The sequence below is a fragment of the Candidatus Poriferisocius sp. genome, assembly GCF_965219815.1.
GTDB lineage: Bacteria > Actinomycetota > Acidimicrobiia > Acidimicrobiales > Bin134 > Poriferisocius.
Map to the genome: position 1 here is coordinate 3,438,646 of NZ_OZ244791.1, position 12,787 is coordinate 3,451,432.

Annotated in this window: 12 protein-coding genes and 1 tRNA gene; 1 reads left to right on the plus strand and 12 read right to left on the minus strand. The window is 66.1% G+C overall.

Annotated features, from left to right (window positions below):
• Positions 1–20 precede the first annotated feature (20 nt).
• Positions 21–686 carry a potassium channel family protein gene (locus tag ACOQPI_RS16455; protein WP_420620696.1) on the plus strand — a complete coding sequence of 222 codons (666 nt, stop codon included), beginning with the start codon at positions 21–23 and terminating at the stop codon, positions 684–686.
• Positions 687–690: 4 nt separating this feature from the next.
• Here the strand turns inward: ACOQPI_RS16455 and ACOQPI_RS16460 are convergent, their stop codons facing one another.
• The 12 genes from ACOQPI_RS16460 to ACOQPI_RS16515 all read right to left on the minus strand — a co-directional run bounded on the left by ACOQPI_RS16460 (position 691) and on the right by ACOQPI_RS16515 (position 12,741).
• On the minus strand, positions 691–1,002 hold the full coding sequence (locus ACOQPI_RS16460; protein WP_420620697.1) for a hypothetical protein: 312 nt from the start codon (positions 1,000–1,002) through the stop codon (positions 691–693).
• A 186-nt stretch (positions 1,003–1,188) separates the two neighbouring features.
• Positions 1,189–1,740, minus strand: coding sequence for a hypothetical protein (locus ACOQPI_RS16465; protein WP_420620698.1), 552 nt, complete (start codon positions 1,738–1,740; stop codon positions 1,189–1,191).
• A gap of 94 nt (positions 1,741–1,834) precedes the next feature.
• Positions 1,835–2,101: a DUF86 domain-containing protein gene (locus ACOQPI_RS16470; RefSeq protein WP_420620699.1), complete on the minus strand. Its 267-nt coding sequence runs from the start codon at positions 2,099–2,101 to the stop codon at positions 1,835–1,837.
• Positions 2,031–2,390, minus strand: coding sequence for a nucleotidyltransferase family protein (locus ACOQPI_RS16475; protein ID WP_420620700.1), 360 nt, complete (start codon positions 2,388–2,390; stop codon positions 2,031–2,033). Before ACOQPI_RS16475 ends, ACOQPI_RS16470 begins: the two co-directional genes overlap by 71 nt.
• 232 nt (positions 2,391–2,622) lie before the next feature.
• Positions 2,623–2,697, minus strand: a tRNA-Arg gene (locus tag ACOQPI_RS16480).
• A 167-nt stretch (positions 2,698–2,864) separates the two neighbouring features.
• Entirely contained in the window at positions 2,865–4,631 is a 1,767-nt protein-coding gene (gene xsc, locus ACOQPI_RS16485; protein ID WP_420620701.1) for a sulfoacetaldehyde acetyltransferase, read from the minus strand.
• A 44-nt stretch (positions 4,632–4,675) separates the two neighbouring features.
• On the minus strand, positions 4,676–7,489 hold the full coding sequence (locus tag ACOQPI_RS16490) for a molybdopterin-dependent oxidoreductase (RefSeq protein WP_420620702.1): 2,814 nt from the start codon (positions 7,487–7,489) through the stop codon (positions 4,676–4,678).
• 14 nt (positions 7,490–7,503) lie between these two features.
• On the minus strand, positions 7,504–9,018 hold the full coding sequence (locus tag ACOQPI_RS16495; RefSeq protein WP_420620703.1) for a 4Fe-4S dicluster domain-containing protein: 1,515 nt from the start codon (positions 9,016–9,018) through the stop codon (positions 7,504–7,506).
• A 34-nt stretch (positions 9,019–9,052) separates the two neighbouring features.
• Positions 9,053–9,676 carry a TetR/AcrR family transcriptional regulator gene (locus tag ACOQPI_RS16500; RefSeq protein ID WP_420620704.1) on the minus strand — a complete coding sequence of 208 codons (624 nt, stop codon included), beginning with the start codon at positions 9,674–9,676 and terminating at the stop codon, positions 9,053–9,055.
• Between the two features lie 91 nt (positions 9,677–9,767).
• Complete coding sequence (locus ACOQPI_RS16505) at positions 9,768–10,697, minus strand: phosphate acyltransferase (protein ID WP_420620705.1); 930 nt, start codon at positions 10,695–10,697, stop codon at positions 9,768–9,770.
• Between the two features lie 79 nt (positions 10,698–10,776).
• On the minus strand, positions 10,777–11,745 hold the full coding sequence (locus ACOQPI_RS16510; RefSeq protein WP_420620706.1) for an alpha-ketoacid dehydrogenase subunit beta: 969 nt from the start codon (positions 11,743–11,745) through the stop codon (positions 10,777–10,779).
• 18 nt (positions 11,746–11,763) lie between these two features.
• Positions 11,764–12,741, minus strand: a complete 978-nt coding sequence (locus tag ACOQPI_RS16515) for a thiamine pyrophosphate-dependent dehydrogenase E1 component subunit alpha (RefSeq protein ID WP_420620707.1) — start codon at positions 12,739–12,741, stop codon at positions 11,764–11,766.
• Positions 12,742–12,787: the final 46 nt, after the last annotated feature.

A 12,787-nucleotide genomic window follows, 5' to 3' on the forward strand; every position in this document is an offset into this window, starting at 1 on the left:
CACACCGTTAGTTTGAGGGAATGTTGATAGTTCCGCTTCGCCGAATTGCTCGCATCCTCGGCGAGGAGCGGTATGACGTGATTTTGGCTTTGTGCGTGGCCATGGTGGGGCTGTCGGCCACTGGAGTCGATGCCTTGACCGCGGCTTCGGGCATCGTCGGGCTCTTGCTCATCACCGGGACGCTTATCGAGTCGTCTGCACTCGCCGTGGGCCGGGGCAAGGCGTGGGCGCTCTTGGCCGGCCTGGGGTGTGCCACTGCGATTGAACTTGTCGTGGCAGGCCCAGACGACGCCCGCATCGGCCCGGCCATAGTGGCGGCCATAGGCGCTGTGGCCGTTGCCGCCATCTCCAGGCAGGTGCTGTTGCGGCCATTGCCCGACACCACCTCGATCGCCGCGTCGGCGTGCGCCTACCTTCTGATCGGCTATTCGTTCGCCAGCCTCTACATATTGATCGACCGCATCGCCAGCGGATCATTCTTGGCGTCGGGCGAGGCGCTCACCCCTGAGTCGGCCATTTACTTCAGCTTCGTCACCCTGACCACGCTCGGGTTCGGCGACCTCACTCCGGCGGCGTCGAGCGGCAGGACGCTGGTAACGCTGGAGGCCATGGCCGGGCAGTTCTACATCGCCATCGCCGTGGCCCGACTGGTGGCCGGGATGGCGACCGGCAGAAAAGACGGCTGAGCGGTCATGGGGTCCAGGCGAGGGCGCGCTCCACAAATACCTGGTTGTCTTCGTGCCATTCGGGGAACCCGATGCGCTGATTGTCGGTCAGGTAGTCGATCTTCGCGTTCAGGCAGGCGAGCAGCGCGGCGTCTCCTGCCCGCAGCGTCCACCCGCCCCACTCGATAGCCTCGTCGAGCGCCGAGACCGCCAGCACTCCGCCGCCGCGGTAAGCAGCGGCGGCCTCGGTGTTGCTAATGGCCTCGCTCACCACGGCGTCGATCCCTCCGGCGGCGAGCGCGTCGAGGGCGGTGGGCTCGCTGAATTCGTAGTACACCTCCGGCTGGGTGGGCGAAGGCGGCTCGATCCGGATTCTGGTCTTGATATTGCCGCTGGCGCCTGCCGCGGTGATGGCGTAGTCGCTCGTCCCGTCGGCAATGACAACACCGTCGGCAGTGTGAACTCTTGTACCGGCGGCGAGTACGCCGTTGGGGCCGGTGATCCCGGTCAGCTCAAGCAGCCTCTACTCGTTGGTCGTGTTGCGGGACGCCCCGACACGGTCGCCCCCTGACAGGTCGTCGAAGCTGGCGTAGCGCTGAACATCGCCCTCTCGCACCAGCAGCGATTGGCGGTATTGGATGTGGCCCGAGGTAAATGCCACGACCGTGTCGCCCTGGTCGTCGCGGGTGCGCGACTGGAGAATAGAAATGCCTCCTCCCGCGATGTCCACAACGCCCGCCGCGGGCAGCAGCCAGATATCGGTCCACTCCGACACGGGAATACGGCGGAATCGCAGCCCCGAGCCGTCCATCGCCTCGAGCGCATCGACGAGGGCAGCCTCATAGCCCCCATGAACCACCGACCCCTCGGGATCGTCGGCACCTCCGATGCCGTAGCTGACCGGTGCAAAATCGGTGAAGAACGCGAAGTCGAGCACCTTGCCGGGGGCGCACCCGGCGTTTCCCGCCGACACCTCTTCCGCTTCAGCGGGCAGGTTGGCAGCGGGGGCCTCCCCTGGGGAGCAGCTCACCACGGTTGCAACCGCGGCAATCACCGCGCCTGCTGCCAAGAGCAACCGTCGCGCTGGAACCGAGTATCGCGAATCAGCCCCATCTACCGAACCCAATCCAGCGAATCCAGCCCGGTGAGGTGGGACTGTCAGACGCTCCCTAGTCGGCACTTGGTTGGTCGGGTGTGTCGTCGGAAAGGTCGGACACTTCGGCGGCCAGGTCCGGGACGCTTGCGCAGACGGCTTCCCACACCAGGTTCCGGTCTATGTCGTCGTAGTCGTGCGCGATGAAGTTGCGCATGGCCCGCGCTTTGGCTCTCATCATCCAGCTAGCCTCCAATTGGTCCCGGCCAGCGTCAGCGATCCTTTTGAGGCGGTGCGCGGCGAGCACGATGTGCTCTATGAGGTCGCGGTCGCGGCTGCTCACAGCGAGATTGCGTCGGCGAGCAAGCCGCTTGCTTGTCTTTCAGGCCGCCCACAGAGACCACATCCACATCGCAGCCCAACAACTTCTCCAGGTCCAACTTCAGCCCTGCCTGGTCAAACAGCGAGGCACCCTCTACGAACCGTGCCAAAAAGTCACAGTCGCTGTCGTCGGTGTCGTCGCCGCGCGCCACCGAGCCGACCAGCGCTATCGAGTCGGCCTTGTTCCGGGCCGCGGCATCCCGGATCACCTCGCGGTGCTCCCCCAACACGGAATCGCGGCGTGTTCCCATAGCCTCATGCTAGACGCTCTGGCTCTCGCATCGCGATGGCCGTGAGCGCCAACCAATGGTCAGCAGCCCAGAGTGCTCGACTCTGCTGTTGTGCCCCGCAATCGGGCCCATGCTTGAATCGGATTGCTGTTGGCGAGGGCGGCGGCGTGGCTGCCGGCTCTGCTCTCTCGTCCATAGGATCTTCCTCTCACGAAAGACCCCGACTGCCAACAACCTCCGCCAGTTTTAAAAGCGCCCACGGCAGGATTCGAACCTGCGACCTTGGACTTAGGAGGTCCCTGCTCTGTCCTAACTGAGCTACGTGGGCGGGCTTGTGCCGATTGAAAGGTATGGAAACTAAGTGAAAAGTAATATGCTGACTTTAGGGGTGGCTCGGCCCACCCGGTCCGGTCCTTCAACCTCGTACTCGGCACCGGACCGGGATCGGGCCGAGTCCACCCTACCCCATCGATGCTGGCCCTTCTACCCTGCCTTTCAGACGTAGTCCTCGTACTTGTCTAGGTGGCGGGTGGGGCGCTTTAGGGCGTCTTTGCGGAAAGGGTCGCCGAGTTCCATAGTACACATGGCCTCGATGACGGTGGTGCGGCCGCCGTTCATCTGGGCGTCGATGGCCTTGGTGAGCGCGGGGCCCACCTCTTCGAGCTCGTTCACCCGCACGCCCTCGGCACCCATGGCCCGAGCTACTTCCGACCAGTCCTCGCCGCCGTCGAGCTCGCCGGCCACGAAACGGCGGCCGTAGAAGTCCACCTGGTTCTTCTTCTCCGCACCCCACTGGCGGTTGTGGAACACCACCGCGGTCACCGGGATGTTGTGGCGCACCGCGGTCATGGTCTCCACCATGCTCATGGCCCACGCCCCGTCGCCGGCGTAGGCCACCGCGGGCCGGTCCGGTGCGGCCTTTTTGGCCCCGATGATGGTGGGCAGCGCATAGCCGCAGTTGCCCCAGCTCATGGCGGCGAAGAACGACCGGGGCTCCTCGAAGCGCAGGTAGCTGTTGGCCACCGAGTTGATGTTGCCGATGTCGGTGGAAACCATCACCCGCTCGGGCATGGCCGTCTCCAGCTCGCGCAGCACCTGGCGGGGATGCATCCAGTTGTAGTGCTCCTCGGTGGCCTGCTTGATCATGTCGACGCTGAAGTCGTCGGTCTCGTGGATCCAGTCGTCCAGCTCAGCCTCCCAGTCGGCCTTGTCGTCGGCAATCTCGGCCGCCCGCTGGACCCGAGTGGCGTCGCACGCCAGTTCCCGGCCCTCCAGGCGCTGAAGAAGCGCGGTGGCCGCGGCACCGGCGTCGCCGCAGATGCCCACGTCGATGCGCTTGACCAGCCCGAGCATCTTGTTGTCGGCGTCCACCTGGATGATCTTGGCCTCGTTGGGCCAGTAGTCCATGTCGTGCTGGGGCAGGGTGCCGAACGGGCCGAGCCGGGTGCCCAGCGCCAGCACCACATCGGCCCTCGAGATCAAGCGCATGGCCGCCTTGGAACCCTGGTAGCCCAAAGGCCCGCACCACTGGGGATGCGATGCGGGAAACGAGTCGTTGTGCAGGTAGCTGTTCACCACCGGGCAGCCCAACCGCTCGGCCAGCGCCACCGTCTCGGCCATGGCGTCGCCCATCACCACCCCGCCGCCGGCCACCATCACCGGGAACGAGGCGTTGGCCAGCAGTTCGGCGGCTTCGTTCAGGGTGCGCTCGCCCCCCGGGCCCCGATCGAGCTGTTGCGGTGCCGGGATTTCCACGTCAATGTCGCCGTAGAAGCGGTCGCGGGGGATGTTGAGCTGGGTGGGGCCCATCTCCGACAGGGCTCGGTCGAAGCACCGACCGGTCAGCTCGGCCATGCGGTGCTCGTTGTTGACGTGGCCCTGATACTTGGTGAACTCCTCGAACATCGGAAGCTGGTTGGCCTCCTGGAAGCCGCCCAGGCCAATGCCCATGGTTCCAGTTTCGGGGGTGACAACAACCACGGGGCTGTGAGCCCAAAACGCGGCGGCGATGGCGGTCACGCAGTTGGATATGCCCGGCCCGTTCTGGCCGATCACCACCCCGTGGCGGCCACTGACCCGGCTGAAGCCGTCGGCCATGTGGGCCGCGCCCTGCTCGTGGACCACCGGCACCAACTCGATGCCGGCTGGTTCGAAGATGTCCATGGCATCCATGAACGCGCTGCCCATGATGCCGAAGATGGTGTCGACGCCGTGGGCGACCATCGTCTCCACGAACGCTTCACTGGGTGTCATGCGGGTCATATGTTCATCCTCCGTTGAATGAGAATTCGGGCGCAAGGGGGAGATCAAAGGGCATAAGCAGCAGGGGCGGGTTTGAGCGGGCGGGAGTACCACAGGGGCCGGCGCAGACCGCCGGGGCCGGGGGCCGGGCGGGTCATGGCCAGCCACTCCTGATAGGCCTTGCGGGCTTCGGCGGTGTCCACCACCACGTCGCCCGGAGCGTCCCCGGGCTGGGCGGGCGTCACCCGCACCCGCTGGTGCCAGCACTGCATGCCCGACACCGGGTCGGGCTGCACACTGAACGTCAGGTTCTGGTGGACACCGGTATCGCTCCACCAGATCCGCTCGGTGTCGTCATCGTCGCTCGAATGGCGCTCCGGTTTGCCTCGTCGGGTGAGCCGCCACAACGTGCCGTCGTTGGTGATGTCGGCGTCGCCCCCGGTCCACGACCCGCCTTTGCCGGGATCGAGGCGCCAGCGGCCCATGTGATGCGATGCCGCCACCACGCCGGGTCGGATGCCCTCGGTGCGCCACGCCCCGATCACGAAATGGCCGATGCGGGTGGTGATCCTCACCAGGCCGTTCATCTCGATGCCCAGTGCCTCGGCATCGAAGGGGTGGATCCACAGTGGATGGCGGTGGCTGAGCTCCGACAGCCACTTGCTGTTGGCTGAGCGGGTGTGGATCAAAGTGGGGATGCGAAACGTAGGAATCAGGATGCGCTCGTCGCCGGAGAGGTCGAGGTTTTCCCAGTGCACGTGCGATGGAATCCAAGTTGGGGTGGCGTACTCGGGCCAGCTCCAGTCGGCCAGCGTCTCCGAGTAGAGCTCCAGTTTGCGCGACGGAGTGGGAAAGCCCTCCTTGGGAGCACCGTCTACCTGCACCGCCGGGGAGCCATCGCCGAGGCCGGCCAGCTCCAGAGCGGCCAGGTCTTCCGCCGAACCCGACCAGGTGCCGGGTGTGCCGGAGCGGCGGTACACGCCGGAGTCATCGAGATGGCAGTCATCCAGTTCAGCGGGGTCCACCTCCCGCTCGTAAGGCTGGTGCATGTCGCCGTCGAGGGCATAGGCCCCCCGGTCGCGCATGAACTCCAACGGACTTTGGCCCGCCGATTCGGCATCTTCGGCCAAGCCGGGCACGCCCGCGAACATGACCCCGTAGTACTCGTCCACGCTCATCGGCGTACCGGGCTCCGCGGGGCTCTCGAACCAGCGGCGAATGCCCATGGAACCCTCGGGGTCGATGCGCCACGACAGGTCGATCCAGAACTCGTTCTCCTCCCAAACCTCGCCCGGGTTGAACTCGTGGGTGCGCGATCCGCTGGTCACCCCGGCGCCCCGGATCTCGGCATAGCGACGCAGCACCGGCTGGCGGAAGCCAATCCACCGCCCGGCGTGGGTCTCGAAGCTGGCCACATCGTGGCGCTCGGCCCCCACTCCCATGGGCAGCACGTAGTCGGCGAAGGTAGCCGTCTCCGACCAGGTGGGCGTGAGCGCCACATGGCAGGCCACCTTGTCTGGGTCTTTGAGCGCCTCCAGCCAGCTGAATCCATCGGGATTGGTCCACACCGGGTTGTACACCCGGCTGAAGTACACCTCGAGGCGGCCACGGCCCTCGGCCAAGAAATGGGGCAGCAAGATCGACATCTCGTGATGGGCCAGCGGGTACTCCTGAGGCCAGCTCAGCTCGTTCCACTGCTCGAAGGGCGGCGCTCCCGTGGGGTGGGGTGCCTTGTACTTGTTCCAGCCGTTGCCGGTGGTGCCCCCTACTGTGCCCACCGAGCCGGTGAGCACGTTGAGGAAGAACAGGCACCGGGCCGTCTGCCAGCCGCCCAGATTGCCAGCGCCAGCGGCCCGCCAGTTGTGGGAGGCGAACTTGGTGGGATGGGCGCCGATGATCCGGGCGATCTCGATGATCTGGGCCGCCGGCACCCCGCACACCCGCTCGGCCTCCTCCGGGGTGTAGGCGGCGTAGTCGTCGGCCAGGGCCGGACCCACCGAGTCGAATTCCACCGGCCGATGCGGGTGGCGCTCGCGCAGATAGACCTCCCAGTTGGTCCAGCGCCGAACGAAGTCGCGCTCCCAGGTGCCGTTGAGCACCAGCAGCCGGACGATGGCCAACAGCAAGAAGGGCTCGGTGCCGGGCCAGGCAGGCAGCCAGTAGTCGGCCTTTGAGCCGGTATTGGAGAGCCGGGGATCGACGCAGATGACGGTGGCCCCATTGGACTGGGCCTCGACGATCCGCTGGGCGTGGGGATTGAAGTAGTGGCCCGACTCCAGGTGCGACGAGATGAGGAAGATCACCTCGGCGTTGGCGAAGTCCGCCGATGGGCGGTCGTGTCCCATCCAGCTCTGGTAGCCGACTCGGGCGTTGGAACTGCACACGTTGGTGTGGCTGTTGTGGCCGTCCACTCCCCAGCACTGGAGCACCCGCTCGGCGAATCCGTCCTCGCCGGGGCGGCCCACGTGGTACATCACCTCGTTTTGGCGACCCTCCGCGATGGCACTCCGGATACGGCCTCCGATGTCGTCGAGGGCCTCGTCCCAGCTCACCCGCTCCCACTGGCCCGAGCCCCGCTCCCCGGCGCGCCGCAGCGGATACAGAATGCGCTCGTGGTCGTCGATCTGGTTGAGGGTGGCCGGGCCCTTGGCGCAGTTGCGGCCCCGGCTGGCGGGATGCAGGGGGTTGCCCTCGATGCGGTCGATGCGACCGGTGGCATGGTTCACATGGCACACCAGCCCGCAGGCCGCCTCGCAGTTGAAGCAGGTGGTGGGCACCAGGGTGTGGTGGTGCTCAACCCGGCGGGGCCAGGCCTTGGCATCGAGCGACACGGTGTCGTGCCACGTCTCATGGGGCGGATAGCTGTGCAGCTCGTTCATAACCCGACCCTCCCCTATGAGAGCGGCACGGACTGGCCCGCCCGCACGAAGCTGTCCTCATAGCACCACATGCCCGCCACCGCGCAGACGCCAGCCACCGCGGCCGGAACCGGCCCAGAATCTGCGGCCAGGCTCACCACAACCAGCGCCGCCGGCACAACCAGCCCCAACACCACCCCTCCCATCCAGAATTGCCGGGCGTATCGCCCCCGGGCCATAGCCGCCACGGCGGCCTCAACATGGGGCGTTGCCCGACCCAAGAGCTCAGCGGCCACCAGCACCGCGGTAGCCAGCACCCCCGCCAGCAGCGCCCACTGCACGGCGACCGGGTCGGGCCCGTCCACCGCCAGTTCCATCACCGCATAGCCCGCACCTCCGGCGACAACCGATTGGGCCAACAGCGTGGGCAGAACCAGGGGCGACTGCCACAGATCGCGGCCCTCGCACTGGACGAACAAGAAGGCCGTGTAGCCCGCGGTGGCCAACCCCAACAACGCGGCAGGCGCAGCCAGCACCTGTAGCGCTCCTATCGACTCCGCCACACCAGCCACAAACCACGCCGCGCTCACCGCGGCGAACGCCCCCAGCACCGCCGCGCCTTTCACCAGCCACGACCGGCGATTACCCCGGGTGATCAGGTAATAGAACCGCTCCGGACGCTTCAGATCACCCACCAACAGCACTGCGGTCAAAGCCAGGAACACTCCCGCCACCACCGGCGGCACCACGCCCACCGCGGCCTGCTCGCCGCCATGGCCCAGCACCACCAGCAGCGCGGCCACCATCATCACCCCTGCGGCAACCGCCTTGGTTACCAGATAGCTGGAGACCTTGGCCTTCCACGTCATCTCATGGGCAGTGGTGTAGGCGGTGCGGGCCACCACCCCATCGCCTCCGTGTACCGCGGTCGGGTGCTGGGAAGTGGTGTCGGCCCAGATCATCCCGTCGTCGGCGATGGCCGTCCGCAGCGGGTCGAGCGACGCCGGGTCCGCGCCCCGGTAATGCACCTTGGGCAACGTGTTCTGCTCCGGGGACCGCACTGCGGTTTCGCTCCGGGCAATGATCTTGGTGGTCTCGTCGTCGGGATTGTCGAGATCGGCCACCTTGATGGCGTGGGTGGGGCACACAACCACGCAGCTCGGCTCAAGATCCTGCTCGATGCGGTGGTTGCAGAAATTGCACTTGTTGGCCGTATTGGTGACCGGATTGATGTAGATGGCGTCGTAGGGACAGGCGTTCATGCACCCCTTGCAGCCGATGCAGTTGTCGTCGTCGAAGTCCACAACCCCGTTGTCAGCCCGAAATAGAGCGTTGGTAGGGCATATGGAGATGCACGGCGCGTCGTCGCAGTGGTTGCAGCGCATCACCGAGAAGTGCCGGTTGACATTGGGGAACGTGCCAGTCTCGATGTACTTCACCCAGGTTCGGTTCACGCCGAGAGGCACATCGTGCTCGGCCTTGCACGCAACCGTGCAGGCATGGCATCCGATGCAACTCTCGCTGTCGAGGAGGAATCCGAGTCGGGTCACCCCACGCCCTCGGCACTCATTTGGGGGTTGCCAGTCATCCCGTCACCTCGGCACTCATCTGGGGCTTGCGGGAGAGTCGCTGGATTCCGGCGCACAGCAGTTGCACGAGGTGGTCGAAGGTGTCCTCGGGGTCGTGGGGCAGGGGGTGGCCGTCGCCGGATTCGAGATGGCTGAAACCGTGAAAGGCACTACGCAGGGCGCGGGCCGCATGCACGCGGTCTTCCTCGGTCAGGTCGTAACCTCGCAGGGTTTGGCCCAATACGGCCAGCACCCATTCCACCGCCGCCTCCAGCTCCTCGTCGCCGGCACACGGGTAGCGATCGGTGGCCGCATAGATGCCGGGATGGTCCCGAACCATCTGCCGCCAGGCGTGGCCGACCGCCGCCACCGAATCGTCGCCCGAGAGTCCTACCGCGGCGTCGGCCAGCCGCTGGGCCAGGATCTCGCGTCCCCGCAGACTGAGGCTGCGGAGGAGGTCGTCGTACCCGCCGATGTGGCGATACAGGGCCGGCTGGCGCACGCCGAGCTCATCGGCAACCCGGGTGAGGGTCAGCCGGTCGAGTCCCTCGCTGTCGGCGATTCTCGCCGCGGTGGCAATCACCTTGGCGCTGTCCAGCGGCAGCCGCTCTTTGGGTGGAGCTCCCTTGCGTTGACTCATTGCTCCCGTCCTTCCTCGCCCGTTCCCAACACCCAGGGGTGGATAGCAGGCAAGTTAGCAGCTATAGCGAATTTGTTAGAGCCCAATGACATCAGGGACGACCCTTCGTGGCCTGGCAAGCCGCGATAACGGCCACAGTGGCGATGTCGTCGGCGCTGCAACCCCGCGACAGGTCGTGGACCACACCGGCGGTTCCCTGAAGCAGCGGACCGTACGCCCGGGCTCCGGCGAGGCGCTCGGTGATCTTGTAGGCGATGTTTCCCGAGTCGAGATCGGGAAATACGAACACATTGGCTCGACCGGCCACATCTGAGCCTGGTGCCTTGGCCGCTGCCACCTGCTGGTCCCAGGCCGCATCGAATTGCATCTCCCCGTCGACGGCCAGCGAAGGCATCCGCTGGCGCACGATCTCGGTGGCCGTGCGAACCCGCTCCACTCGAGAGCCATCGGCACTCCCCTTGGTGGAGTACGACAGCATGGCCACCCGAGCCTTCTCCCCCGCCAGCTGCTCATGGGTGGTTGCCGTCGAGATGGCGATGGAGGCGAGCTCGTCGGGATCGGGATCGGGGACCACGCCGCAATCGCCGTAGGTGATCGGGGTCCCGTCGGGCAGCACCAATAGGAAGCAGCTGCTGATGGTCTCGACACCGGGGGCCAAGCCGATGCAGTAAAGGGCGGCCCTCACTACATCGGCACTGGATCGGCTCGCACCGCCTACGCAGGCGTCGGCATCACCGACCGCCACCATGAGGGCGCCAACATGGAGCGGGTCGCCCAGGTCGATGCGCTCGCTCCAGGGCGAGGTCTCGGCCGCAGCTCGCACTGCACCAGAGCAGAAGCCGGCGGGATCGTCGAGCAGAACCGGGATGGCCAGCTCCTCCCGCTCAAGGATCTTGGCGGCCTCGGCCGCTCGCTCGTCGCGGCCGTCGGCCAGCACCACCCGCATGCGGGCGGCACGCGCCTGTTGACGCCACAACTCGGCAACGGCGACACGGCCCCCCACCACCTCAGGATTAGTCAACCCTCGCCCCTCCAGAGGGTCAGTTCCAGCCCTACTTGCAATACTTGGATTCGCATCAACTTGATCCCTCAATGGCGGTTCACTCCATCAGGGCGCGGACCTCGGAGACGACCTTGTCGGCGTTGGGCAAGAGCAGCTTCTCCAGATCGGCATTGAACGGCATGTGGGTATGAGGCGTGGTCACCCGGGCGATGGGGGCTTGAAGGCTCCAGAACCCGTGCTGGGCAACCACAGCCGAGATCTCCGAGGCCACCGATCCCATCTCATGGGCAGGGTCGGCGATAAGCAATCGACCGGTCTTGGCCACCGAATCCAGGATGGTCTCGGTGTCCATGGGCACGATGGAGCGCAGGTCGACCACTTCAACCGACACCCCTTCGGCAGCGAGCTGTTCGGCGGCGGCGAGCCCAAGGGTGATCGCCCCGGCCACCGTCACCACGGTCACATCGGTGCCCTCGCGGCGCACGGCAGCTCGGCCCAAAGGCACGATCAGGTCGTCGTCGGGCACCTCGCCGCTTTGGCCCCACAGGCTCCGGTCCTCAAAGGAGATGACGGGGTTGTCGTCGCGGATCGCGGCCTTGAGCATCCCCTTGGCATCGTGAGGGGTGGCGGGAGCGATCAGCTTGAGCCCCGGAATGGTCATCAGCGTGGCGTAGGGGCGGTCGGAGTGCTGGGCCGCGTTGGACACGCCGTACATCATCGGGGCCCGCAGGGTGATGGGCAGCCGGGCCTGCCCGCCATAGGTGTAGGTGGACTTGGAGATGATGGAGACAATCTGGTCGAAGGCCACGTACATGAAGGGGGCGATCAGCATGTGGACGATCGGCCTCATTCCGACCATGGCCGCGCCGGCGCCGGCACCCACGAAACCCGCCTCGGATATCGGCGTGTTGCGAACCCGCTCGGTACCGAACTTCTCCACTAGTCCGGTGCAGTCGCCCATCATGTTCCAGGCCACGTCCTCGCCCATGATGAAGACGCTCTGGTCACGCTCCATCTCCTCGGTCATCGCTTCGGTAACCGCTTGGATGTAAGACACAGTGCGCATGGTGGATTCCTCCTGCGATCAGCCCGCGCTGGGGGAGAAGAGATGGGTGAAGGCGGCTTCGGGCGGGGGTGCCGGGCTCTGCCGGGCGAACTCGATGGCGGCCACGATCTCCTCGCTGACCGCGGCGTCGAGATCGTCGATCTGCTGCTCGTCGAAGCCCCGCTCGATTAGCACTTGGCGGAACAGTGCCAGGGGGTCGCGCTCGGTGCGCCAGTACTCCACCTCCTCAGCCGACCGGTAGTGCTCGGGCAGCCGGCCCACGGCGTGGTTCTCAAACCGATAGGTCTTGGTTTCCACCAGGGAGGGGCCGTCGCCCCGGCGAGCCCGATCCACTGCTTCACTGACCGCCTCGAATACGGCCAGCACGTCTTGGCCGTCGACGGTCACGCCGGGCATGTCGTAGCCCACGGCCCGGATCGAAATGTCCTCCACCGAGATGGCGTCCTTGGCGGAAGTGAGCTCGCCGTACCCGTTGTTCTCGCACACGTACACCACGGGGAGCTTCCAGATGGCAGCCAGGTTCAGCGACTCGTGGAACGTGCCCTGATTCGATGCGCCATCGCCGAAGAAGCACAGGCTCACGTTGTCGTCGCCCCGCATCTTGTAGGCCAACGCCGCGCCGGTGGCCACCGGGAGTCCGGAACCGACGATTGACGTCTCGCCAAGGCTTCCGATGCTGAAGTCCGACAGGTGCATCGACCCGCCCTTGCCCTGGTTCACGCCGGTCTCCTTGCCCATCAGCTCAGCCAGCAGCCGATCGAGCTGAGCGCCCTTGCCGATCGGATGCCCGTGGGAGCGATGGGTCCCGACCATCGAGTCATCAATGCGCAGCGCCATGCACGACCCGACGATCGACGCCTCCTGGCCAGTCGAGGTGTGGAACGCGCCATATAACTCCCCGGCCAGCAGCAGCTCCTTGGTGGTGTCCTCGAATTTTCGGATGCGGGACATCCGCCGATACAGCTCCCGCAAGAGATCGTCATCGACTGTGATCATCGGCTCACCCTTCTCTGTGGAAACGCCCTGCCGATGGTATTCGGAA